Genomic DNA, 24,537 nt, shown 5'->3' on the forward strand with positions numbered 1-24,537 from the left:
GAGCCTTGCCTGAAAGGAGCGCACCATGGCTGTAAGCACCCCGATCGCCGATATTGGCTGGAAAGCCCCGATGTTCCGCCTCAAGGGCGTGGACAGCCACTACCACTCGCTCAAGCAGCTCTCGGGCATGCGTGGCACGGTGGTGGTCTTCATCTGCAACCATTGCCCCTATGTGCAGGCGATCATGCCGCGCCTGATTCGTGACGCCAAGGCGCTTCACGACCTGGGCGTGCACACGATTGCCATCAACTCGAACGACGACCGCGCCTACCCGGAAGACAGCTTCTCCAACATGAAGGTGTTTGCCAAGGAATGGAACCTGCCGTTCCATTACCTACACGACGACACGCAGGAGATCGCGCACGCCTATGAGGCCGTCTGCACGCCGGACTTCTTCGGCTTCGATGCCGACTTGCGACTGCAATACCGTGGCCGCCTGGACGCAGGTCGCAAGGACCCCGTGCCGGAGGACACGCCGCGCGAACTGTATGACGCCATGCGCCTTGTGGCGCACTACGGCTATGGCCCAGGCGAGCAGCAATCCAGCATGGGTTGCTCCATCAAGTGGCGCCTGCCCGCCGAGAACGCCGATCTGAACTGGATCCAGCCGGCGATGTGAGGAAAATCGGTCTGTCCGAAAATATGTAACTGAGTGGTTTTCGGACAGCTGTTCCTTGAATTGATTGAGCACGTGAAACGTTAACTTGTACGCATGCGTGTCCGAAAACACGCAGACATCCTGAGGCTTCCATCCGAGCAGTACCGGAGGCCCTGGATGGCAAGTTGACGGTCACTCCGACCAGACCAGTCTTTGATAGCAAGACCAGTCAGGCGGATGCAGGGTGACCCGAGACGCCTGTGTTCAACCTTTTCAAGAAAGTCTCACATCATGTTGTTTTCCTTCAAGAAGTACGCTCGTCACGTGGCCGTTGCATCCGGCCTCGCGACGATGGGCATGAGCGCTTTTGCAGCTCAAACCAGCACGGCTTCGGCCAGTGCCTCTGCCACCATCGTCAGCCCCATCGCAATTGCCAAGACCTCTGACCTGGTCTTCGGCAAACTGGCTGTGGGCGCCGTGGGTGGCAACGTTGCTATCAGTACCGCCGACGTTGTGTCGATCAGTGGCGCCGGGACCACCGTGACCCAGCCACCCGGCAGCACCGGCAATCCCGCATCCGCCGTGTTTGGCGTGACGGGTGAAGCCGGTTTCACCTACGCGATCACGCTGCCCAGCGACGGCGCCGTGACCATCAGCGATGGTGCTTCCCACACGATGGCCGTCAATGCCTTCGTCAGCAACCCTGGTACGACCGGCACCTTGTCCGGCGCAGGCACTGACACGCTGAAGGTTGGCGCGACCCTGGTGGTGGGCAACAACCAGGTTCCGGGCACCTACACCGGTTCCTTCAACGTGACCGTGTCCTACAACTGACGACCTGATGGCGTTGCGTCGCCAGGGCCTCAGGGCCAAGGCTGCCGTGAGCGCAATCAGCAGGGCGCGAGCCAGCCGTGTGCTTGCCCGTGTCCTCGGTTTCGTATTGGGATTGGTTCTGGCTGCAGTCGAAGGGCTTGCGCTTGTTCAGGCAAGGGCGGCTTCGATGGCCGCCACGGCCAACGTCAGTGCCACCATCCTGGCGCCTGATCCAGTGGTCAGCGTGGTCGAGAGTTTGCCCGCCGAGGTGAACGCGTCGACCGGGACCGTGCTGGTTCATGTGGAATCAGCATTGATCCAGGCGCCCAAAGGGGCCGAACCTGTTCGTTTGAGCGAGCCCGCCGCTGTGGCTGTATTGGCAGCGGCGATGCTCAGCACCAAGGCAGGGGATGGCAGCTTGCGTGATGGTGGTTTGACAGTGGCTGTCTCTGCTGCACCTTTGCGTGCGGCACCGAATGCACCAGCCAGTTCCGACACGGTCAACGTCCTGGTCGAATACAACTGACATGTCATGAAACGCTCTCTGCATCTTGCGTGCAGAGGATGGGTCTGTCTTTGCCTCCGGTTTCTGTGTGGGCTGTGTGCGGCATCCTGCTGTACGCATGCGGCTGCACAGAACGTGAGCAACACGGGCAATCTGTCCTTCGGCACCTTCGTGGCCACCAGCGCGGGGACGGTCGCCGTCGGCGCTGATGGCAGCCGTGCGCAGTCTGGCGGTGCCTTTGTGCTCAATCAAGGCAGCAACGTGGCCGCACCGGCGCAGTTTTCGGTGCATGGCAAGGCCAATGCGGTCTATGCCATCACGCTGCCGGCAGACAACACGGTGCTCATGAGCGATGGCGCGGGGCATTCGATGACGGTCAGGACATTCGTCAGCAATCTCAATGGCACGAACATCCTGTCAAAGAACGGGAACGGCCAGTTCAACGTGGGCGCCACCTTGTCGGTGGGCGCGCAACAAGCAAGGGGTAGTTACACGGGCACCTTCAGCGTGATCGTCAACTACCAGTGAGTCTTCTTTCTCCTCTGTCGTTCTATTGGAGTACGCCATGTCTACATCACGCTCGCCTTGGCTGTGGGTCCATTGGCTCATCGCAGGCTTCCTGTGCCTGCATTCACTGCCCGCCAAGGCCGATCTCATGTTGTTCCCGACCCGTGTGGTTTTTGAAAAGGACCAGCGTTCGGCGCAGGTCGAACTGGTCAACCAGGGCAAGACGCCCGAGACCTACCGCATCAGTGTGGTCAACCGCCGCATGGGTGAAACCGGCGAGTTCATTGTCATCACCGAGCCTGGACCTGGTGAACAGTTTGCCGAATCCATGCTGCGCTATTCGCCCCGGCAGGTCACCATCGCGCCGGGCAGCGCGCAGACCGTGCGCATCCTGTTGCGCAAACCTGCCGAGCTGGCACCGGGTGAATACCGCTCCCACCTTCAGTTTGATCGCGTGGCCGATGCCAGCGGCAGCAACAGCGTGGAAGAGCTGGGCAAGGACAAGGCCGGTGGCGTGGGCGTGGTGCTCAGCGCGCTGGTGGGGGCGTCGATCCCCGTGATCGTGCGCCATGGCGACACGCAGGCGCAGGTGGCCTTGCGTAACCTGGCGTTCCAGGCCGTTGGCGCAGACAAGGGCGCAGCCGTGTCCTTCGACATCCTGCGTGAGGGCAACCGCTCCGTGTACGGCGACATCAGCGTGACCTTCACGCCCAAGGTGGGCATCTCGCAGGATCTGGTCAAGGCCTCCGGTGTGGCGGTCTATGTGCCCAACCCATTGCGCAAGGCGCGCATGCCGTTCACCGTGCCGGAAGGCACCGTGCTCAGCGGTGGCACCTTGAAGGTGAGCTATCGGGAACGGGCTGAAGCGGGTGGGGCCCTGCTGGCCGAGTCCTCGCTGACGCTGCCTTGAATCTGAGCCCCGGGCAGCGCATGGCTGCCCTGCGGCACCTCCTCCTTCCAACCATCTGTTGCAGGCCATGGCTTCACCGAGCCAGGGGCTGGCGCGCCTGTTGGCCCAACTGTGCCTGGCCCTTTGCTGCCTGATCGCGGGCGCCATGGGCCAGGAAGCTCGGGCGCAAGCAGCTCGCGTGGGGCCCCAGGAAACGCACACCCTTGCCACGCCGGTTCTCGACGACAGCCACATCGTCGTGCTCGAGGCCGTGCTGGATGGGCATTTGCTGTCCGACAGCCTCACGGCCTATCAGGACGGCGATCGGTTTCTGCTGCCGCTTGGCGAGCTGGCGCGCCTCCTGACCCTGGCCATCACGGTCAACGCGCAAGAAGGCAGCGCCAGCGGCTTTCTGGTCAAGGAGGATCAGTTGTTTGGCCTGCATGTGGGGCGCGCGCTCGTCAACGTGCAGGGTAGAGAAAACCATTTCGACGCGAGCCTGGCCCAGGTCATCGGCGATGACATCTATGTGGCGCAGAAGGCCTTGAAGCAATGGCTGATGATCGACTTCGAGGTGGATCTGCCGACCTTGCAGTTGCGCATCAAGCCGAGGATCAGGCTGCCGATGCAGTCTCGCTTGTTGCGGGAGAAACAGGGCGCGCCGCCTGGGGCCATCGGGGCCTCGCGCGTTCAGGACAATGGCTTTGCCTTGCAGGACAGCCCGTTCGCCGCCTTGCGTGCACCTTTCGTGGACCAGACATTCGGCAGCGATGCCCGGTTCGGTCGAGACTCGGCGCAATACAAGACGGCGTATGCGGCTTACATCACCAGCGACCTGCTGGGCATGGAGGCGGCAGCCTACGTGTCGGCCTCGAAGGACAAACCGATGCCGGAGGTGAGGCTGGATCTGTCCCGCCATGATCCAGACGGGCAGTTGCTGGGCCCCATGAAGGCCAGAACGGTAGAGTTGGGGCATGTGGTCATGCCCAGCGTGCCCAATGTGCTGATGAGCGGGCAGGGCGGCATGGGCGTGGTGGTGGACAACCATGGCCTGGGGCAGCCGAGCAACTTTGACCGGCACTCGATTCGCGGTGATCTGCCGCCAGGCTGGGACGTGACGCTCTACTACAACGATGCGCTGGTGGGCTATCAGCCTGCCGGTGCGGAGGGGCGGTATGCCTTTGACGATCTGCCCTTGTCATTCGGCCCCAATGAGTTTCGCCTCGTGTTCAACGGGCCGGTCGGGCAGGTGCGTGTGGAGCGGCAGAGCTTCCTGCTCGACCAGGCCGTCATCAAACCGGGGGAGTTCTTCTATTCGCTGGCCAGTCAACAGACGGATCTGGGCGCACGCCACATCGGCCAGTTCGATCTGGGGTTGACGCCAGCCCTCTCGGCCCACCTCGGGTTGGTCTCGCGTCCTTCCGGGCCCGCCGGTGAAGGCGCCTCGTTCACGCAATGGGGCTTGCGCGCCTATAGCCATGGGGTGATCGTCCATGCCGAGGCGACGACATCGCCCGGCGGCGGCCTGATCACCGATACCGCCTTGAAGACGCGGGTGGGGCGATGGGCGATGGCGTTTGAACACCAGCAACATAACAGCCGTTTCGCCAGCGAGGTGTTCCAGCCCGACCGCGACAGGCTGCGATACCGCGACAAGCTGGGCATGACGGGCTCGGTGCAGCGTGACGAGGGGGCACCTGTTTCCGTGGCCCTGGAAGCAGCCAGAGATGTGCTGGTATCAGGCCCAGGCAATGTCGGTGTGGGTGGGCGATTGTCGTCGGTGCTGTGGGGTTGTGCGGTCTCCAACAACCTGCGCTGGCAACGTGCGGCAGGCAAGGACAGCACCGATGGCAGCCTGCAGGCGAGTCGCCGTGTGGCCGATGTCGGCTTGAACGCGCAGGTGGACTATGCGGTGCGGCCCGATGCGGCAGTACGGACGCTGGCGCTCACCGGGGACCACAGCCTGTCGTCCGGCTACCGGCTCAACGGCGGTGTGTTGCACAGCACGGTCGCTGGCAGCACGCAGTTCTCGGCTGGCCTGAGCAAGAGCTTTGGCGGTTTTGCACTGGCCATCAGCGCAGGCTACTCCACGAAACGAGAGCTGGTCCTGGGGCTTCAGCTGTTCACGGCCCTGGGGCGTGATCCCCGTGGGGGCGTCTGGTTTGCCGATGCCCAACCCATGGCGGGCACCGGAGCGGCATCTGTCCTGGCTTTCGTGGACAAGAACATGAACGGCGTGCGCGATGCCGGTGAAGAGCCCGTGCCCAATGCCGGCTTCCTGATCGGTGCCGGTGGCCGCCACCCCGCTCGCACCAACAAGGCAGGCCAGGCTTACATCGACAGGCTGACGCCGGGCCAGTACACGGACATTGCCCTGGACGCCAGCACACTGGAAGACCCGCAATGGAAGCCTGCCATCAAGGGCGTGCGGATACTGGCCCGACCAGGCCTGGTGCAGACCGTCGATTTGCCTGTTGTCTACACCGCGGAAGTGGAGGGCACCGTGTATCTGCAGGACCAGACGGGGCGGCGCAGGGGGATTGGCGACGCGCGGATCGAACTGGTCAATGAGGATGGCGAGGTGCTGGCTTCCACCCGGAGTTCACCCGATGGCTACTACTTGCTGCACCAGGTCATGCCCGGACGTGCCGTGTTGCGCGTTGCGCCAGATCAGGCGGCCAAACTGGGCTTGAAAGGGGCCTTGTCCCGGACTCTGAACGTGCCGGCCGACGGCGAGTTTCTCTCCGGGCAGGACTTCGAGTTGCAGATCTTGCCACGCTGAAAAATCAGTCCGCCGACCCCGCTTTCGTGGGGTGGGAAAGTCCTCTCGGATTGACAAGGGGCTTCTGAAAGAATACGCATGACATCAAACATGCTGTAGTTGCCATGGATTTCTCCACTCTTCTCGTTTTCAAGTTGCCTTACGCTGCGGTTTTCTGGAGCGTCCTGGTATGGGCTTATGTCATGGAGTCCATCCAGCACAAGCGCAAGGCTGACCGTTCTGCCGGGCACGCCGGTGACGACAAATACTCCGGGCTCGTGATCTCCATTGGTGCCAGCATCTTGCAGGTGGGGGCCTTCTGCGTGGCCACGGTGCCGCAATGGATGGTGGCCAGCGAGTGGCAAGTGAGCATGTTCTACGGCGGCGTCGGCCTGCTGGTGGCCGGCATGTTGCTGCGCATGTACTGCTGGCGCGTGCTGGGCATGTTCTTCACCCACACCGTGACCATCGCCAGCGATCACAAGCTGGTCGACCAGGGGCCTTATCGTTTCGTGCGCCACCCTTCCTACCTGGGCGCCTTGATGACGCTGGCCGGCATGGGCCTGGCGTTGCACAACTGGGCTGCACTGGCCCTGCTGGTGGTGGGCTCGTTTGCGATCTATGTGTACCGCATCGAAGTGGAAGAGCGTGCGCTGGAGCGCGGCCTGGGCCAGGCTTATGAGCAGTTCAAGAAGAGCCGCAAGCGCCTGATTCCCTTTGTGTACTGATCTTCTGTAGCGCGAGGGCCGTCACGGGATGGCCCTTCTGCTCAGGGCGATCCAGTCGAAAAAAAGCCACCTTGAGAGGTGGCTTTTTTCATGGGTGAGCGGAGGGAAGGCCTGCCGGCCTGCCGAGTTCCAGGCTTCACTTCTTCTTGTTGTTGTTGACGTAGTCCATCACCGCCTTGCTGAGGTCGTAGGACGCGATGTTCACCGACTGGCCCACCGCAGGGGGTGTCAGCGCCTTGACGCCGTCCTGCGCCCACGCGAAGAAGCGCCAGTGGCTGCTGTCGACTGAATCCGGGAAGCGGAACAGCACCGTGCGGGGGATGTTGTCCGCCGTGATGTCTTCCACCGTGATGGCGATGTCGCCCATGCGCATGGTGTCGCCAGCCTTGATGGGCTGCAGGCGGATGTCGCGCGTGATGCTGCCCTTGTAGCCGGTGGGGACGGTCAGGCGCAGTGATTGCGCGTCCACGCGCGTCAGTGTCATGGCCTGATTGTTGGGCCCCAGGGCGCGCATGGTGGCGGGGTTGACGCGGCCGTGGTAGAGGCGCGTGATGGGGAAGTAGTAGACCGCCTCGCCCGACGGCGCGTTGAGAAGGATGAAGTCTTCAGGCTGTGTGCGGGAGGCATCCGGCAGTGCCAGCGCCGCCAGATCTTCCCCGGCCTGATTCAGCGGCTTCATCATGAACGATGAAGCCAGTTTGCCCACCGGGAACACAATCAGATGGATGAATCCGACGATATAGGCAATCCATTTGACCCATCCCCGTGTGCCGCCCTTGAAACTATCGCTTTGCCGCCAGGCCAGCAAACAGACCATGGCCAGCATGCCGCTGGCGCCAATATCGGAATTGACGGTCAATCGATCAAAGGGATAACCGGCACAGGCAGGAATCAGGGAAATGACAGATCCCGCAACATAGAATTTACCCAGCGCGGTTTTGAATCCACCCAGCCGGTAAATCACATATGTCAGTGCGGCGAGCAGGGCGGTGGCCGAGCCGGCATATATATATTGGGTGATGCGATCTAATTGCTCGAACATCATGGATGAAATGCCGAGCCATTGCGCTGCCATCAACACAGGCAGGCGCAATATCAGCAGGCCGGCAAATCGGCCGGCATTGGCGCTGGGGTCCACATAACCCGGTGAGCCAAAGCTGCCATACCCCAGGTGGCCGTGGGTGGCCTTCCAGACCAGCACCAGCAACACGAAGGGCAGCAAGGCCTTGCCGCGTTCGAGCAGGGGGCGATCAGGCTCCAGAAAGAGGGCGTAGGCCAGCAGGTAGCCCATGGTCTGGACGGCGGCTTCGGCGCTGAGCAGCCCCAGGGCCAGGCACGCCCAGGCCAGCAGACCGTACAGTGGGGTGGCCCCCTGGCGCCAGCGGTGGTAGGCCAGCAGAGTCAGGGCCATGAGGACGCCGCACAGCATCTGGTTGCGGCTGGCCAGCCAGGCCACGGCAAACACGTGCAGCATGTTGCCGGCAAAGAGCAGGGTCGCCAATCCGGCCTGCCGCCTGTCGGTGTCGAGCGCCAGAAACAGCTTGCCGATCAGCAGGATCATCAACCCGTACAGCAGCAGGTTGTGCACGTGCATCATGACGGGAGAGTCGGGCCACAGGATGTAATCCAGGCGCTGGCTGAGTTCTGCCAGCGGGCGCCAGAAGGAAATGCGCAGATTCTCGGAGGCCCACCAGATCAATTTGCCCGAATCCATCATGGCCTGGTTGGCATGCGGATCCCCATTGGCAAAAGTAAACAGCCCGTAAATGGCGCCTGGCTGTTTGTTGGTGTCAATGCCGGTCAGGAGGGACCAGTGCAGATAATCGTCGCCCATCAGCCCCATATTGATGGTCGGGGCGACCAGCAGCATGCCGATCAGGGCCGCCATGGGGATACACCAGCGGCTATTCAGAAATCTTGCCCACACAAGCCAAACCTCGGGAAAATGGAGTTATTCTACTTTGCGTGGGGCGTTAATCAATTCGAGTTTACCTTTATTCGTCCGTGGGCTTGTCTGTCACTCCTGCAGTCAGGGGGTGGGAAAGCCCTTCACGGCGTGGCGGGGCGCTCTGGAAAAATCGTGCCCCGGCATTCCTCATTCCTGTTTGACTCATTGCGGAAGTTTCATGGCGAAATCGCGGTCCACCCTGGTTATCAACAAACGCCTGCACGCTGGCGTGACCGCCTCGCCGCAATACCTGACGGGGCTGGATCTGTTCCATTCCCATGCCAATTTTCCACTGGTGCTGATCTACAAGAACGGGCTGGATCTGGAACTGGTCGAGCGCGCACTGGTGGAGACGCTCAAGCACTACCCCCTCATTGCCGGGCGCTACAAGACCGACGCGCAGGGCATGGTGTACGCCGACGCGAATGACGCCGGTGTGGATTTCAGGGTGCACCACTGCAAGGGGCCCATGCCCTATGGCTTGCACAACCCGTTGGGCAAGCGCGTCAACGACCTGGTCAAGATGGTGATGCCCTGGCAGATGGTCAACAAGGACACGCCCTTCCTGCAGGTCAACCTGCATCAGTACGAAGACAAGGCCGTGGTGCTGTGCTGCTATGTGCCGCATTCCCTGTTCGACGGCGCCAGCTTCTGGGGCTTTCTGCTGGACTGGTCTCGTGCCTGCAGGGGGATGGAGATCAAGACGCCTTTCTTTGACAGGCAGATCCTGATCGAAGCAGGCAGGAAGCCGGTGGATGCGGCTAGTTACGACCTGATGAAGGTGCCTTCGCTCATCGGGCTGATGGGCTTGTATGCCCGCTTCGGCTGGCGCGTGGCCACGGACATGTCGCGCGAGGTGTTTCGCATCCCCGCAGAGACCGTGGCGCAATGGCGTGCACAGGGAGCAAACCAGCCTGGCGTCAACAATGCGGCAGGCGTCAGCGCGGGTTCGCTGGCGGCGGCCTATGTGATGAAGGCGATTTCGCCACTCTTGCCAGCCGGGGTGACGCGCAGCATCGGCCTGGTGCTGGATCTGCGCTATCGCAAGCAGCTGGGCATACCGCGCGAGTACTTCGGCAACGCGCTGGCTTATGCGGAAGCGCGTTACAGCCAGCAGGCGATCGAGCAGGGTGGCGTTTGCGCGCTGGCCGAGCAGTGCCGCCCCGCGCCCGAGCAGGTGAGTGTGGAGAGTCTCTACAAGATGCTGGCGCTGACGGAAACCTACCGTCAGAAGAACGCGGCATGGCGCATGATGTTCAAGCCCTCGATCGAAACGCTGAATGCTGGCTTGATCCTGAACAACTGCGTGCAACTGCCGATGTACGACATCGACCTGGGCAGCGGCTGCCCGGACTGGTTCGAGATGCTGCCCGCCACGATCCGCATGCTGCTGGTCGTGCAGACGCCTGAGAAGGATGGCGGTGTGGATCTGCACCTGAGCGCGCGCAAGGGCGAGCTCAAGGCGCTGCGTGCGCGCCTGATCGCCGATGGCGTGGATGTGAACTGAGCGCCTGGCGCCAGGCTCAACGGGGCAGCTTGAAGGCTTGTGCCTGTTTCAGCAGCACGGCGTGGTCCTGCGGGAGCAGGAAGCCGGCTGCCAGCAGCTTGTCGGCGGCCTGCTTGTAGGCCTGCACATAACTGGCTTCGTCGGGATAACGGGCGCGCAGCACCTTGGCATCCAGCGGGTTGGCGCTGCCACCGGCCATGCAGGCATAGGCTGTCCAGGCGCTGATGGGGCTACGAGGCAGGTTGCTGTACAGGCCGTATTGCGCCGTGGGTACATCCAGTTCGGGCATGCGCAGGCCACCCTTGACATTGCCCAGTTCGTCGTCTTGCAGGAAGCCCCAGCTGCTGCGCGTCATGCGGGGGGCGATGGGTGGCGGTGTGCCCTGACGCACCCAGATGTTCAAGGCATGCAAGGCGGCATGGTTGAACATGCGCGTGGGCAGCACGTTCGAGGGCTTCCAGCAGTTCGGCATCGCCAGTCTGCTGGCATGGGTGCCTGCCGCGAGGACCTCCTCCTGCATGTGCCGGTCCAGGTGTGTGGCGCCAGCCATTTCCCAGTGGCGCAGCTTGTCGGTGTCGGGCGTCTTCGACAGCTGCCAGCCCACCACCACCTCCATCTCGTTGGAGACCTGCATCACGGGCACTTCCAGGTCGGGGCGGTAGGCGGTGTTGAAGATGCGCCCGCCGTCTGCTTCGATCTTCATGCCGACGGCCGCCGTGCTCATGGCGTAGAAGCCATTGAAGGCGTGCGTACGGGGTTGGAAAGCGTTGATGTAGGTGATCAGGAAGGAGCCCGATTGCGAGTAGCCCAGGGCCAGTACCTTGATCGGTTGCGTGCTGCCCGTGCCCCACTGAGGCGCCATCTGGCGGATGCGCTCGGCTGCTTGCGTGAAGATGTCGAACGCGTGGCCGCTGTGCGCGACGCTGGTTGGCGCGTAGCGAGCCGGATCGGCCGATTTGAGCGACTCGACGCTGGCGGCCTCGGCGCTGACGCCAACCCAGGCATAGCCATCGCGCACGAGTTCATCTCGTGTCAGGGCCCAGGCGCCATCCAGGTCGAAGCCCAGCGAGGTGTTGAGCCACTCCACCAGCACCGTGCCGTTGAAGCGCGCAGGATCCTGCGGGCGACGCACCAGCACACGGGTGGCAAAGGGCTGAGGGGTGCCCAGTTCCTTGAGCGGCCAGATGCCATCCTTGCGCCATTCGCTGGCTGGCTCGAAGGCTTGCGATTGCCCCTTGATCAGCAGCTCTTGTTCCACATAGCCCAGCGCGGCCATCTGCGCTTGCCTGCTGGTCGCAGGGGCGCCCGCGAGCTTGGGCATGGCCTGCAGCACCGCTACTTGCGCCGACGTGCTGCCTGTTTGGGCCACGGCGGCCGGGGGCAGCCAAGACAGGCCGATGATGCTGACCAGGCCGGCCAGAGCCAACTGTCGGGTCAGTGGTCGAGCCAGTGGTCGAGTGGCGGCTTGCCAGATCTGGCGGGAGGCTGAGCGCAGGCTCATGGTGCGTGTCCCGAGGAGAGAAAGGTCAGGCCTGGCGCAGGCACTCGATGATGCTCAGACGCGCAGCGCGCCACGCGGGCACGAAGCCGCCCAGCACGCCCATCAGCAGCGAGAAAGCCATGGTCTGCGCGGCCACTTCCCAGGTGAAGCGGAACCGGAAGGCGATCTCCGAGAAGGTCGCGTAGTTCACCGTGGAGATGTTGACCGTCTGCATGATGGAGGCGCCTGCCAGGCCCACGAGGCCGCCCACCAGCGACAGGCCAAGTGACTCGCCCAGGAAGGCGATCAGCACGGCTTCCTTTCTGAAGCCCAGGGCGCGCAGGGTGCCGATCTCGCCGATGCGCGAGGCCACGGCGGCAAACATGGTGATCATGGCGCCCACAATGGCCCCGATCGAAAAGATCACCGACAGCGACATGCCCAGCAGGCGGATGAACTTGGTCATCTGCTCGGACTGGTCAGCGTAGAAGCGTTGCTCCAGCTTGATGTCCAGCTGCAGGCGGGGGTCGTCCGCCACGGCCTTTCTCACGTTGCTCACGGCCTCGATATTGGGCAGCTTGAAGATCATGCTGGAGTAGATCGTGCGCCGGAATGCCTGCATGACCTGATCCACGTCGCCCCAGATTTCCGAATCGAAGCCACTGCGATTGGCGTCGAAGATGCCGACCACGGTCCAGTCTCGCCCCGCGAAGTGCAGGGCCTGCCCCAGCGACACGTTGGCAAAGCCATTGGAGACCGCGCGCCCGGCGATGATCTCTGACGTGCCGGGGCGGAACATGCGACCTTCAGCAAGGCGGATCTGCGGGCGCAGGGCCACCCCGATGGCCGACGAGCCTCGCACCGTCACGTTGGCCATGTCGGCAGAGTCGCGCTTGGGCAGGTTGTTGAGCACGACCACTTCACGTGACAGGAGCTTGTTGCCCTCGCCGTTGGTGGCGATGCCGGGCAAGGCTTCGATGGCGCTGGCCTGGTCGCGTGCGATGGCCGAGTTGATCTCGGTGCCCGCGCCTTTGCGCAGGATCATCACGTTGTCGGGCTGGCCCGTGGCCACCATGGTCTCGTTGATGCCTTCGGTCATCATGAGCACGGTGGCAAACACGAACACGACCAGGGCCATGCCGCCCGCGGTCAGAACGGTGGTGACGCGCCGAACCCAGAGGTTGCGCAGCACATAGGACAGGGGAATCGCTCGCATGCTGGGCGGTCCTTGATCAGGCGAAGTGGCGCAGGCCTTGAACGATGTCGATGCGCGACATCTTCCAGGCAGGCCACGCCGCCGCAATGAGACCCACGACCAGCGAGGCCAGCGCCTGGTACATCATGGTCTGGTTGGACACGTCAAACACCTTGAACAGGCTGCCCGTCTGTTTGACAAAGCCCATGGCCAGCGGGAAGGTCAGGGCGATGCCGATGGCGCCGCCAATCGCCGAGATCATCAGGCTCTCGCCAAACAGCAGCTTGACGACGAAGGCTGGCGAAAAGCCCAGCGCCTTCAAGGTGGCGTACTCGGCCAGACGTTCGCGTGCCGTCATGGTCATGGTGTTGGCCATCACGGCCATGATGATCAGCACAACGACGAAGCTCACCGCACGGATGGCCATCAACACCGCCTGGCTCATCGACACGATGCCCAGCTGGAAGGACTTTTCCGTTTCGGTGCGGGTCTCGGCCACGGAGTTGTGGAAGAGCGCGTCGATTTCCTGCGAGATGGCCGAGGCGCGGTTGGGGTCCTTGATGCTGACCATGAGCAGCCCCACCTGGTTGGCCGTGGCATTGCCCAGGCGCTTGCGCACGTTCTCGGACAGCAGGCCCCAATGCATCAGCATCAGCGTTTCATCCACGCGGGCATCGGTGCCGTGGTAGATACCGCGGATGTTGAAGTTCCAGTTGCCGGGGTAGATCGTGCCGCTCAAGGGCACCGAGTCGCCCACCTTCCAGCCAAAGCGCTGGGCAATCTTGCGGCCGACGATGACACCCTGGCGATCTGCCATGAAGGCGGCCTTCTCGTCGTCGCTGACGATGTACTCGGGGTACATCGGGAAGTAGCTGGCCCCGTCCACGGCAAAACGGGCAAAGAAGTTGCGACGGTCGATGTAGATGCCGCCAAACCAGTTGACCCAGGTGACGCCATTGACGCCTTCAACCTTTTTGATGCGTTCGGCGTAATACAAGGGCAGGGGGTAGCCCACCGAGATGGCGCTGCGCGTGATCAGGCGCGTGCTGGAGGTGGCGTCCACACCGGCGTACCAGGCGTCGACGATGGTCCTCAGCAGGCCAAAGGCGGCGATCGCCACGATCAGGCCGACCATGGTCAGCATCGTGCGCAGCTTGTGCCGAAACGCGTTCTTCAGCAGTAACTTGAAGAGGAACATGTACTACTTGCCCGTGCCTGCGCTCAGTGGTGATCCGAGCCCGGATCATCAACGAGTACGCCCTTTTCCAGGTGGATCATGCGGCTGGCACGCGAGGCGGCCTTGGGGTCGTGGGTCACCATCACGATGGTCTTGCCCAGGTCGCGGTGCAGTTCGTCCATCAGCTTGAGCACTTCTTCGCCGGTGGCGCGGTCGAGGTCACCTGTCGGTTCGTCGGCCACGATCAGCGTGGGGTCGGTCACCAGGGCGCGGGCAATGGCCACGCGCTGCTGTTGCCCACCCGAGAGCTCGTTGGGGTAGTGGTCCATGCGCTCGGTCAGGCCCACCATGGCCAGGCAGGCCTCCACATGGTGCTTGCGCTGCTTGCGGCTCAGGTTGGTGAGCAGCAGGGGGAGTTCCACGTTCTCGTAGGCCGTCAGGACGGGCATGAGGTTGTAGAACTGGAAAATGAAGCCGACGTTGGCGGCACGCCAGTCTGCCAGGGCGCTTTCATCCAGTGTGGCGATGTCCACCCCGTTGATGGAGATGCGCCCGGATGTGGGCTGGTCGATGCCGGCGATCAGGTTGAGCAAGGTGCTCTTGCCTGAGCCAGACGGGCCCATGAGCGAGACGAACTCGGCGCGGCCCACTTCCAGGTTGATGTCCATCAGCACGGGGATGGGCTGGCCACCACGTGAATAGGTCTTGCTCAGGTGCTCGATGCGGATGACGGGCTCACGCACGCCTGCGGTGTCATTCATGGTCGGTGCGGGCTGGTTCAGGGAGTGCCGAGGTTCACGCGGGCGCCGTTGCGCAGGCTGGCCGGGGGCGTGGCCACCAGCTTCTCGCCTGCCTTGACGTTGCCGCTGATCTCGCGCAGATCGCCCAGCTTGCGCAAGGCCTTCACCGGCACTTCTTCCACGATGTTGCCGCCGCCTTCCACGGGCTTGATGCGGTAGACCACGTTGCCGCTGTCACGGCTGACCATGGCGGAGTTGGTCACGGCCAGCACGGGCTCCTGATCGGCGGGGGTGATGTCCTGCGACAGGAAGCTGACCTTGGCGCTCATCTCAGGCAGCACACGTGGGTCGAGCTGGTCGAACTTGATCTTGGTCATGACCGTGGCCTTGGCGCGGTCCACCGTGGGCACGATGCCGGCCACATGGCCACGAAAGCGTGCGGTCGGCAGCGCGTCCAGGGTGACTTCAACGGGTTGGCCCACCTTGGTCTTGGACAGGTTGCCTTCGGATACGTCGGCTTCCACTTCCAGCGTGGTCATGTCAGCCATGGTCACGACCGCACCCTGTGCACCAGCGGCGCTGGACATGGGGGTGATGATGTCGCCCACGTTGGCGTTTTTGACCAGCACCACGCCGTCAAACGGGGCGCGGATCTCGGTGTAGTCCTGCGCGACCTTCTGGGCCTTGAGCTGGGCCTTGGCCTGTTCCATGGCGGCTTCAGCGGCGGCCACGGCAGCGAAGGCGGCCTTGTTCTTGGCCAGGGCGTTCTCAACCGTTTGTGGCGAGACGAAGCCTTGGGCTTCCAGGCTGCGGGCGCGAGCCAGATCGGCTCGGGCCTGAATGAGCTGCACCGTGCTTTGCTTGACGTTGGCTTCGGCCTGATGCACCGCGGCTTCGGCACCCAGGATGCCGGCCTTGATGTCGCTGGCGTCCAGGCGCGCGATCAGGTCATCCTTCTTGACGTGCGAGCCTTCACGCACATTGAGTTCGATCAGGCGGCCCGATGCTTTCGAGGCCACGGCCGAACGACGCTGCGCCACCACATAACCCGAGGCGGTCAGTTGCACATATTGCTGCGATGGCGTGCTCATCACCACGGAGGTGGTGCTGACATCGGCCGTGCGAGGGACCAGGAAGTAGGCTGCCGCGGCGGCGGCCACCGCGCCGATCAGCACCCAGGGCAGGATGCTTTTTTTCTTTTTTGCCGAAGCCTGAGTGCCTCTGTCGATCTTGAGCTTGGAGAGGGCCGATTGAGCGGCGGCGGGTACATCTGCAGTCATGGCGTTACAAGGCGAAAGATGGAGATTTTGCACTGTCCCGCAACCTTTAACGGTAAGCGTTGTACCGGCCCTCGAACAAAGGGCTGTACGGGTTTGCCGGGTGTGTCGATGGTTGGGTCTGTGATAGGCGTGGCAAGCGTGGCGGGCAGGCTCAGGCCCAGCCGGGGTGAAACTGTGTCTGTGAGCCTTGCTCGCAAGGGCCGGGCCGTCAAGCCCGCGGATTGGTTTGTGCGTGCCTGAAGACTAAGTCACATGCAGATCGCGCCAGCTAAGGGATTGCATGGGCCACCCTCCATGTGAATGGTGGCTTGTCCTCAATTCGCAGCCCCCTTGTTGCTGATTCCTGCCTTGAGTCTTTGCTTGCGGTAGGCCCCTGGTGTCATGCCCGTCCAGCGTTTGAAGGCGTGGTGAAAACTCGATTGCGTGGCAAAGCCCAGCATGTGGGCCATGTCGATCAGGGAGATGTCCAGGTCACCCATGTACATCAGCACCTGGGCGTGCCGCATACGGTCAAGCAGGGTGCGGAAATTCAGGCCGCTTTCTTCCAGGCGCGTCTGCAAGGTGCGCACGGACACCCCGGCTTCCGCCGCGATGTCGTCGAGCGTGACTTCGCCGGTGGACAGGCGTGGCTGGATGATGCGTTCAATCTTGTGGACGAAGCTGGTTGACGCGTCCTGCAAGGCCGCCATCTCGGCCATCAACTGGGCGCGCAAGGTCTCCTGCACGCCATGGTCCCCACGAGACACGGGCAGCAGTTCGTACTCGGCCGGGCCCAGCAGGGTGGAGCGCGCGGTATCAAAGCGCAGTTCGCCTCCGAAGGTCTTCTGCAATGCGCTCAACTGTGTGGCGTCCGGTTGCGGGAAGGCGAAGTGCACGTCAAAGCGCAGATCCGCTCGTCGCGACAGCCAGCGTGCATGCCAGCAGATCGTGGCGAGGGTCAGGCGCTCCAGGCAGGGCGAGTGATGGGTGCTCAGCGGCTCCATCGCGATCTCGAACCGCTGGTTGATCAGCTGGGCCTGCAGGATGTAGACATCGTTGAGCAGGTTGTAGAACTGCGCCAGGGATTCAGCCGCTTCGCGCAGGTTGTGACTGGCCATGGTGATGAAGCCGATGGGGCCGGTGTCCCATGGCTTGACGAACTCGGCCATCAACAGCGCCACATCCCGGTGGCAATGGGCCTGGGCCTTGTCTGCCAGGGCTTCCCATTCTTCGATCGGTCTGCGTGTATTGGGGTCGAGTGCGCTCAATTCGCGCAGGTAGTCGGCTCCGAAAGCCGCTTCCACATCCACCCCATCCTGACGCAGGCTGTCGATCAGCATCAACAAGTAGCCCAGATGGACAGTGCACAGGCTGGCCTGCTCGGCGGGCAGGGGCCGTGGCGTACTCACACGTGCCAGAGGCGTCATTCAGGGCGTCTTGGTATTGGTCGAGCCGTCAAGCAGGGCGTGACGGGCTACATCCAGCCGGGCTTCCAGAGGCTGGTGTGTGCCCTTTTGTTCGTTCATGATGCGTTGCTGTTGCTGCTCGAAAGACTCGAAGGTCTTTTGCGCAGTCAGTTGATCCTGCTCGATGGTGGGGGCTTGTCTGGCCAGCTGCGAGCGGGTGTCGGCCAGGCGGGCGTCCTGTCGTTGTGGATTGGTTTCCAGATCCTTGACCAGGGCTTGCGCCATCAGCAAGGCCTGCGGCCCTATCAGTTCGCCACGGCTGTAGTGCGCCGGCAGCACTTCCAGCAAATGCTGGCTCAGTGTGGCACGTTCGCTGTTCATGGGGCCGTTTTGCAGCTCGTTCCACAAGGCGACCTGCTTCTGAAAGCGGCTGTAGTCGATCAGGCGATCCAGCTCACGGGCCTTGTCGGGGTGCTCCGCCAGGGCAGATTGCAGGCCCTTGACTTCGTCGGTGCTGGGTTCGGTGGCCAGTACCCATCGTGGTTGCGTGGAGATGGCGCCAGTGTTGACCTGCTCTTGCCCGAACTCGGTGGTGCCGGGTTTGATCCAGCCGGCAAACAAGGGGCGCTGGCGGCTGGTGCCGTGGCTGGCCATGGCGGTGTCGCTGTCGTTGCCGTTGCTCAAGGCCAGCAGCAGGGTTGTCACTGCGGTGGCAGAGAAGACCGCCATGACGGCCATCCAGCCACGGCGGGGCATCTTGAATGCGGGCGTGGTACGGCTGGCCGCTGATGAGGTGTTCATTTTTTATTCCTCTCTCTTTGCGGCGCGACTGTGCAGCCTTGTCGCGCTGATGTCATGTCGTGTTTTCCCTGTGCCGTGCGAGGCCACATCAGGCCTTTCCCTTGGTTTGCGCGCCATCGCAAAAACACTGCACGGTCGGGTAAGACAGCTTAACGCGTTCTGGCCATCATCCAGTCCGAGCATCAAGCGACACGACAGACATTGTTGAAAACGCGCCATGCATACGAGTTCTGCGGGGCGTTTCATGCACCACATGTTGGCTCTCACTGTGGACGCATGGCTTGAAGACCTTTTTTGTGTGACAGCGTGAACGCTGCCCTGAGATGAACAACTTGAATCCAACGATCCTGACAAGAGATGGGCTGCGGCTGATGCGGCGCCGATGGCCTGTGGCCCAGCCGCGCGGCACGGTGGTGCTGGTGCATGGCATTGCCGAGCACAGCGGGCGCTACGAGCACGTGGCGGCACGGCTCAACGGGTGGGGCTGGTCGGTCGAAGGCTATGACCATCGGGGGCATGGGCGCTCCGAGGGGGCCCAAGGCGCCTTGCGCCGCGATGACGACCTGGTGCATGACCTCGCTGCGGTGGTGGCTGCGGTGCGTGCCGAGCAAGCTGAAGGCCCGCTGCTACTGTTGGGACACAGCATGGGGGGGCTGGTGGCAGCCTGCTACGTGGCCGACTTGCTGGAGCCGCGTTCGCCAGCCGGCTTCACCGACGTAGATGGCCTGATTCTGAGTTCCCCCGCGCTGGCCGTGGACCTGCACATCGGGCAGAAGTTGCTGATGTCCAGCCTGGCGCGCCTGCTGCCGGACGTGTTGGTGCGAACGGGCTTTGACCCCAAGGCCATCTGCCGTGATCCTGCCGTGGTGCAGGCCTACAAGGATGACCCGCTGGTGCACGATCGCATCAGCGGCCGCCTGGGCCGTTTCATCGTCGAAGGTGGTGAGTATGTGCGGGCCCTGGCAGAGCAGTGGGTCAAGCCGACCTTGCTGATGTACGCGGGTGCCGATCAGATCGTCAGCCCGCAGGGCTCGGCGCAGTTCGCTGATCGAACGCCGTCGCATGTGCAGTCACAGTGCTTTCAACACATGGCGCACGAGATCCTCAACGAGCCGGACCAGGGGCAGGTGTTCCATGCCCTGCGCCTGTGGCTGGATGACCGTTTTGTTGACAGCCTGGCCGATCAGGCGCTTCAAGCCTGACGCAGGCTGGAGGCGGCCTGAGCCAGGGCCGTGATGGCGGCCCAGTCGCCCGAGGCCAGCGCGGCGCTCGGGGCCAGCCATGAGCCACCCACGCAGGCCACGTTGGGCAGGGCCAGAAAGTCGGGCGCGGTCTGGGGCGTGATGCCGCCTGTCGGGCAGAACAAGGCCTGCGCAAAGGGGCCGCCCAGGGCCTTGAGCATGCCCAGGCCGCCAGCCTGCTGGGCCGGGAAGAACTTGAAACACTCGAAGCCCGCATCCATGGCAGTCATCAGCTCGCTGGCCGTGGCCACGCCGGGCAGCAGCGGGATGGGGGCTTGTGCGGCCGCATCCAGCAGGCGGGGCGTCAGGCCTGGGGACACCGCAAAACGGGCGCCGGCGCGCGCCGAGGCCTCCCATTGTTCCGGTGTGGTCACCGTGCCCGCCGCCAGCACGGCGTCGGGCACATGGCGTGCGATCTCACTGATCACGCTCAGGGCGTTGGGCGTGCGCAGGGTGATCTCCAGCACCTTGATGCCGCCGGCAATCAGTGCACGGGCCAGGGGGACGGCCTTGTCGGTATCGTCGATCACCAGCACGGGGATCACGGGCCCCAGGCTCATGAAGGGCTTGATGGCAGGATTCTGATTGGGCATGGAGGTGTCTCAGTCTTCAAAGCCGAAAGTGGTGGCGCCTTGTTCCGCGCCGCTGACCACGCGGCGCATGCCGCCGAACAGCTCGCGGCCGCTGCCATGGTGGTTGGCGCTCAGATCGGTGCGAGCCGGTTCGCGCGTTTGCCACTCGGCATCGGGTACCAGTGCGCGCAGCACGCCCTGCAGGGCATCGAGTTCGATGATGTCGCCGTCTCTGACCTTGCCCAAGGGCCCGCCGGCCATCGCTTCGGGTGTCACATGGATCGCTGCGGGCACCTTGCCGGAGGCGCCGGACATCCGACCGTCGGTCACCAGGGCCACCTTGTAGCCCTGATCCTGCAGATTGGCCAGGGTGGGGGTGAGCGAGTGCAGCTCGGGCATGCCATTGGCGCGTGGCCCCTGGAAGCGCACCACGGCCACGAAGTCCCGGTTGAGCTCGCCACGCTTGTAGGCGGCGATGAGCTCTTCCTGGGCATTGAAGATCACGGCGGGCGCCTGCACCACACGGTTGGCCGGCTTGACAGCCGACACCTTGATCACGGCACGCCCCAGATTGCCTTGCAGCACCTTGAGCCCGCCGTCTGCCGAGAAGGGCTGGGCCATGGTGGCCACGATGCTGGTGTCGCCGCTGGCGCGGGGCACGTCCTGCCAGCTCAAGCGGCCTTGGGCCAGAACGGGTTGCCGGGTGTAGTGCCACAGGCCCTCGGGGCCTGCCACGGTTTGCACATCGGGGTGCAGCAAGCCGCCTTCCAGCAACTCCCGGATGAGGAAGGCCATGCCGCCTGCCGCATGGAACTGGTTCACGTCGGCGCTGCCGTTGGGGTAGACGCGGGCCAGCAGTGGCACCACGGCCGACAGCGCATCGAAGTCATCCCAGTTGATGATGATGCCGGCGGTGCGGGCCATGGCCACCAGGTGCAGGGTGTGGTTGGTGGAGCCGCCCGTGGCCAGCAGGCCCACCAGGCCATTGACGATGGCGCGCTCGTCGATCACGTGGCCCACGGGTGTGAACTGGCTGCCGTGCCGCGTGAGCTGGGCCACGCGCCGTGCCGCTTCGCGGGTCAGGGCTTCGCGCAGCGGCGTGCCAGGCTGCACGAAGGCTGAACCCGGCAGGTGCAGGCCCATGATCTCCATCAGCATCTGGTTGCTGTTGGCCGTGCCGTAGAAGGTGCAGGTGCCCGCAGTGTGATAGGCCTTTTCTTCGGCCTCCAGCAGCGCCTCCTGCCCGATTTCACCGGCAGCAAAGCGTTGGCGCACCTTGGCCTTGTCATCGTTGCTCAGGCCGGAAGGCATGGGCCCCGCAGGCACGAAGATCGTGGGCAGGTGGCCGAAGCTCAGGGCACCAATCAGCAGGCCGGGCACGATCTTGTCGCACACGCCCAGGCACAGCGTGGCGTCAAACATATTGTGCGAGAGCGCCACCCCGGTGGCCATGGCGATCACGTCGCGCGAGAACAGCGACAACTCCATGCCGGGCTTGCCCTGCGTGACACCGTCACACATGGCCGGCACGCCGCCCGCGAACTGTGCAGTGGCGCCCACCTCACGCGCGGCCTGCTTGATCCACTCCGGATAGACCTGCAGCGGCTGGTGGGCCGAGAGCATGTCGTTGTAGGCCGACACGATGGCGATATTGGGCGCATGCTGGGCGCGCAGCCAGATCTTGTCCTGTGCCGGGGCCGCAGCGTAGGCGTGGGCGAGGTTGGTGCACCCCAGTTGCGAGCGCTCGACAGGGCCTGCGCGGCCTGCCGCATCAATGCGCGCCAGATAAGCCTGGCGTGTGGCGGCACTGCGTTCGCGGATGCGTGCGGTGATGGCCAGCAGTGCGGGATGCAGAACGGGCGGCGTAGAAGGCGTGGGCATCGCGGGGATCCAGACCATGTGAGTCGATCAGGTCATTATCATGGCCTGATTGATGATGCAGCGGCATTGAACAAGCGAGATGACCCCTTTGATCCATTTCCATCACGCTCCCTCGGCCCAGGCGCTGGCTCAGGATGTGGCCGAATTCGTGGCCCACAGGCTGCGGGAGGGCTTGCGCGAACGAGGGCAGGCCTTGCTGGTGGTGTCCGGCGGCAGCACGCCCGTGCCATTTTTCGAGGCCCTGGCGCGTTGTGAGCTGGACTGGTCGCGTGTGGTGATCACCCTGGCGGACGAGCGCTGGTTGCCGCCCGATCACGCAGACAGCAATGCGAGGCTGGTGGCCGCGCATTTGCTGCAAGGCGAGGCCGCACGCGCCCGGTTTGTGCCTTTGTACAACGGTGCCGCCACGCCGCAGGATGGCCAGGCCGACATCGAGCTGCAGTTGGCCGCCTTGCCGTGGTCGGCCGAGGTGGTGGTGCTGGGCATGGGCGGAGATGGGCACACGGCTTCCTTGTTCCCGCATGCGCCCGAGCTGCCTAAGGCGCTGGCTGGCCTGGAGGCCGAAGCCTTCAGCCAGGCGACACCCCGGTGCCTGCCGGTGGCCGCACCCGCCTTGCCCAATGTGCCGGTGCCCCGTCTGACCCTGACTGCCCGAGCTTTGCTCGATGCCCGTTGTGTGTTGCTGCATGTGACCGGTGCCGCCAAATGGGATCTGTTGCAGCAAGCGCTCCAGAGCGGGCCGGTGGCCCAGTGGCCGGTTCGACTTGCCCTGCATCAGGCCCGTGTGCCTTGTGAGGTCTTCCATGCAGACTGAGGACTATCCCAAGCTGTTGGGCGACATTGGCGGCACCAATGTGCGCCTGGCTCTGAAGTTGTCGCCCGACTCCGAGATCAGCCACATCCTCAACCTGACCTTGCGGGACCATGCCGGGGCGGTGGAGGCCATCGAACACTATCTGGCGCAGGTGGGGGCGAGCGCGGGCCCCAAGAGGCCCCGAACCGGCTGCCTTGGTGCGGCGGGGCCGGTGCTGGGCGATCACCTCCAGCTCTTCAACGCACCCTGGGGCTTTTCCATCGAGGGCTTGCGGCAGGCACTGGGGCTGACGCGCCTGCGCGTGCTCAATGACTTCACGGTGCTGGCGCTGGCCTTGCCGCATCTGCCATCCACAGAACTGGTGCAGATTGGCGGCGAGCCCCCTGCGCCGGGGATGACCATGGGTGTGATCGGCGCAGGTACCGGGCTGGGTGTATCCGGGCTGGTGCCCAATCTGCATGGTCAGTGGTCGCCGATTGGCGGGGAAGGTGGGCATGTGACGCTGCCTGCCTCGGATGATCACGAGGAGCGCCTCATTGCCGTGTTGCGCGCCAGATTTGGCCATGTGTCGGCCGAGCGGGTGTTGTCGGGCTCCGGCCTGGTGGTGTTGTACGAGGCGCATGCGCAGATGGCTGGCGTCGACGCTGCGGTGCTGACGCCGGCCGACGTCACCGCACGAGGCTTGTCCGCGCAATGCCCCTTGTGCGCGGCGGCGCTGAACAGCTTCTGCCTGTTCATGGGCACGGTGGCCTCCAACCTGGCCGTGTCACTGGGGGCGCAGGGCGGCTTGTACATCGGCGGCGGCATCGTCCCCCGGCTGGGTGACTTCTTTGTGCGCTCAGGGTTCAGGGCGCGCTTTGACGCCAAGGGGCGCTATACCGGCTACCTTTCCCGCATTCCCGTGTTCGTGATCCATACGCCATATCCCGCCTTGATTGGTGCGGCGCAGGCTTGAGTCCATCACGTCGCAAGCGCCCCAAAAGCCAACCCCGCCACGAAGGGCGGGGTTGGCGGTGATGACAGCTTCGGTGGCTTGATTACTTGTTGGTCTGCAGGCTGGGCTCTGCCAGCTTGGCGGGGCTGCTGGGGAAAGAGTGCCGCAGGATGCGCCACAGCACCTGGGCAAACTGCTTCGTCATCGAGCCGGTGTTGTAGTACTGGCCATAACGCGCACAGATCTCGCGCACCTGCACGGCCATCTCGGCATAACGGTTGGCGGGCACATCAGGGAAGAGGTGGTGCTCGATCTGGTGGCTCAGGTTGCCCGTCATCACATTGAGCAGGAAACCACCCGACAGGTTGGACGAGCCACGCACCTGGCGCAGGTACCAGTGGGCACGGGTCTCGTTCTTCAGCACGCTCTTGGGGAAGGTCTCCACATCGGTGGTGAAGTGGCCGCAGAAGATCACCGTGTAGGTCCACACATTGCGGATCAGGTTGGCGATCAGGTTGCCGGTGAACACCGTCAGGAAGCCAGGGCCCGCCAGCAGCGGGAAGATCACGTAGTCCTTGAGGAGTTGACGGCGCATCTTGCGCAATGTGGGCGCAGCCTGCTTGCCCAGTTGTTTGCCGGTGATGCGGCCCTTGAACCAGCGGCCCAGACGCAGATCCTGCACGGCCACGCCCCATTGGAACAAGGCTGCAAAGATGATGGCGTACAGCGGCTGGCCCAGACGGCCGGGCGACCAGGGTTGCTCGGGGAACAGGCGCAGCAC

At 63.6% G+C, this 24,537-nt stretch carries 22 protein-coding genes; 11 read left to right on the forward strand and 11 right to left on the reverse strand.

Translation table 11 applies throughout. The features are described from left to right. Positions 1 to 25: 25 nt before the first annotated feature. The 7 genes from VFW93_RS03655 (at position 26) to VFW93_RS03685 (ending at position 6,801) form a co-directional block, all read left to right on the forward strand. Positions 26 to 619, forward strand: a complete 594-nt coding sequence (locus tag VFW93_RS03655) for a thioredoxin family protein (RefSeq protein ID WP_329692630.1) — start codon at positions 26 to 28, stop codon at positions 617 to 619. A 270-nt stretch (positions 620 to 889) separates the two neighbouring features. Continuing rightward, a complete protein-coding gene (locus VFW93_RS03660; RefSeq protein ID WP_329692631.1) occupies positions 890 to 1,432 on the forward strand; it encodes a DUF4402 domain-containing protein in 543 nt (180 codons plus the stop codon). 166 nt (positions 1,433 to 1,598) lie between these two features. Next, on the forward strand, positions 1,599 to 1,937 hold the full coding sequence (locus tag VFW93_RS03665; protein ID WP_329692632.1) for a hypothetical protein: 339 nt from the start codon (positions 1,599 to 1,601) through the stop codon (positions 1,935 to 1,937). 114 nt (positions 1,938 to 2,051) lie between these two features. After that, positions 2,052 to 2,444 carry a DUF4402 domain-containing protein gene (locus VFW93_RS03670; RefSeq protein ID WP_329692633.1) on the forward strand — a complete coding sequence of 131 codons (393 nt, stop codon included), beginning with the start codon at positions 2,052 to 2,054 and terminating at the stop codon, positions 2,442 to 2,444. 37 nt (positions 2,445 to 2,481) lie between these two features. Continuing rightward, positions 2,482 to 3,333, forward strand: coding sequence for a molecular chaperone (locus tag VFW93_RS03675; protein WP_329692634.1), 852 nt, complete (start codon positions 2,482 to 2,484; stop codon positions 3,331 to 3,333). Between the two features lie 67 nt (positions 3,334 to 3,400). Next, entirely contained in the window at positions 3,401 to 6,094 is a 2,694-nt protein-coding gene (locus VFW93_RS03680; RefSeq protein WP_329692635.1) for a carboxypeptidase-like regulatory domain-containing protein, read from the forward strand. A gap of 104 nt (positions 6,095 to 6,198) precedes the next feature. Continuing rightward, positions 6,199 to 6,801, forward strand: a complete 603-nt coding sequence (locus VFW93_RS03685; RefSeq protein WP_329692636.1) for an isoprenylcysteine carboxylmethyltransferase family protein — start codon at positions 6,199 to 6,201, stop codon at positions 6,799 to 6,801. 136 nt (positions 6,802 to 6,937) lie between these two features. On the opposite strand, the gene VFW93_RS03690 is transcribed toward VFW93_RS03685, so the two are convergent. Further along, a complete protein-coding gene (locus tag VFW93_RS03690; protein ID WP_329692637.1) occupies positions 6,938 to 8,689 on the reverse strand; it encodes a hypothetical protein in 1,752 nt (583 codons plus the stop codon). A gap of 238 nt (positions 8,690 to 8,927) precedes the next feature. On the opposite strand from VFW93_RS03690, the gene VFW93_RS03695 reads away from it, so the two are divergent. Further along, positions 8,928 to 10,256: an acyltransferase gene (locus tag VFW93_RS03695; protein ID WP_329692638.1), complete on the forward strand. Its 1,329-nt coding sequence runs from the start codon at positions 8,928 to 8,930 to the stop codon at positions 10,254 to 10,256. Positions 10,257 to 10,272: 16 nt separating this feature from the next. Here the strand turns inward: VFW93_RS03695 and VFW93_RS03700 are convergent, their stop codons facing one another. From VFW93_RS03700 to VFW93_RS03730, 7 genes are all read right to left on the reverse strand, one after another. Continuing rightward, positions 10,273 to 11,757, reverse strand: coding sequence for an alpha/beta hydrolase domain-containing protein (locus VFW93_RS03700; protein ID WP_329692639.1), 1,485 nt, complete (start codon positions 11,755 to 11,757; stop codon positions 10,273 to 10,275). Positions 11,758 to 11,782: 25 nt separating this feature from the next. Then, the gene (locus tag VFW93_RS03705; RefSeq protein WP_329692640.1) at positions 11,783 to 12,952 is read right to left on the reverse strand and encodes an ABC transporter permease; all 1,170 of its coding nucleotides are present in this window, start codon (positions 12,950 to 12,952) and stop codon (positions 11,783 to 11,785) included. Between the two features lie 16 nt (positions 12,953 to 12,968). Continuing rightward, a complete protein-coding gene (locus tag VFW93_RS03710; protein ID WP_329692641.1) occupies positions 12,969 to 14,129 on the reverse strand; it encodes an ABC transporter permease in 1,161 nt (386 codons plus the stop codon). A 23-nt stretch (positions 14,130 to 14,152) separates the two neighbouring features. Beyond that, positions 14,153 to 14,869: an ABC transporter ATP-binding protein gene (locus VFW93_RS03715; RefSeq protein WP_329692642.1), complete on the reverse strand. Its 717-nt coding sequence runs from the start codon at positions 14,867 to 14,869 to the stop codon at positions 14,153 to 14,155. Positions 14,870 to 14,886: 17 nt separating this feature from the next. After that, complete coding sequence (locus VFW93_RS03720) at positions 14,887 to 16,128, reverse strand: efflux RND transporter periplasmic adaptor subunit (protein ID WP_329692643.1); 1,242 nt, start codon at positions 16,126 to 16,128, stop codon at positions 14,887 to 14,889. 314 nt (positions 16,129 to 16,442) lie between these two features. Beyond that, complete coding sequence (locus VFW93_RS03725; RefSeq protein WP_329692644.1) at positions 16,443 to 17,534, reverse strand: helix-turn-helix transcriptional regulator; 1,092 nt, start codon at positions 17,532 to 17,534, stop codon at positions 16,443 to 16,445. After that, entirely contained in the window at positions 17,535 to 18,314 is a 780-nt protein-coding gene (locus VFW93_RS03730) for a hypothetical protein (protein WP_329692645.1), read from the reverse strand. It lies immediately after the preceding gene. Between the two features lie 323 nt (positions 18,315 to 18,637). Here VFW93_RS03730 and VFW93_RS03735 point away from each other — a divergent pair, with 323 nt between their 5' ends. Continuing rightward, positions 18,638 to 19,516 (forward strand): lysophospholipase, encoded by an 879-nt coding sequence (locus tag VFW93_RS03735; protein WP_329692646.1) that lies wholly within the window; start codon positions 18,638 to 18,640, stop codon positions 19,514 to 19,516. Here the strand turns inward: VFW93_RS03735 and eda are convergent. Further along, positions 19,507 to 20,148 (reverse strand): bifunctional 4-hydroxy-2-oxoglutarate aldolase/2-dehydro-3-deoxy-phosphogluconate aldolase, encoded by a 642-nt coding sequence (gene eda / locus VFW93_RS03740; RefSeq protein ID WP_329692647.1) that lies wholly within the window; start codon positions 20,146 to 20,148, stop codon positions 19,507 to 19,509. The two genes, VFW93_RS03735 and eda, sit on opposite strands and share 10 nt — an antisense overlap. A gap of 9 nt (positions 20,149 to 20,157) precedes the next feature. Then, complete coding sequence (gene edd, locus VFW93_RS03745; RefSeq protein ID WP_329692648.1) at positions 20,158 to 22,008, reverse strand: phosphogluconate dehydratase; 1,851 nt, start codon at positions 22,006 to 22,008, stop codon at positions 20,158 to 20,160. A 79-nt stretch (positions 22,009 to 22,087) separates the two neighbouring features. On the opposite strand from edd, the gene pgl reads away from it, so the two are divergent. After that, positions 22,088 to 22,822: a 6-phosphogluconolactonase gene (gene pgl, locus VFW93_RS03750; RefSeq protein WP_329692649.1), complete on the forward strand. Its 735-nt coding sequence runs from the start codon at positions 22,088 to 22,090 to the stop codon at positions 22,820 to 22,822. Then, positions 22,812 to 23,777: a glucokinase gene (gene glk / locus VFW93_RS03755; protein ID WP_329692650.1), complete on the forward strand. Its 966-nt coding sequence runs from the start codon at positions 22,812 to 22,814 to the stop codon at positions 23,775 to 23,777. The genes pgl and glk overlap by 11 nt, the downstream gene beginning before the upstream one ends. An 82-nt stretch (positions 23,778 to 23,859) precedes the next feature. Here glk and VFW93_RS03760 read toward each other — a convergent pair. Next, positions 23,860 to 24,537 (reverse strand): fatty acid desaturase family protein (locus tag VFW93_RS03760; RefSeq protein ID WP_329692651.1); only part of this gene is annotated, 678 nt, incomplete at its 5' end.

It is taken from the genome of Aquabacterium sp., assembly GCF_036279675.1.
Lineage (GTDB): Bacteria > Pseudomonadota > Gammaproteobacteria > Burkholderiales > Burkholderiaceae_C > Aquabacterium.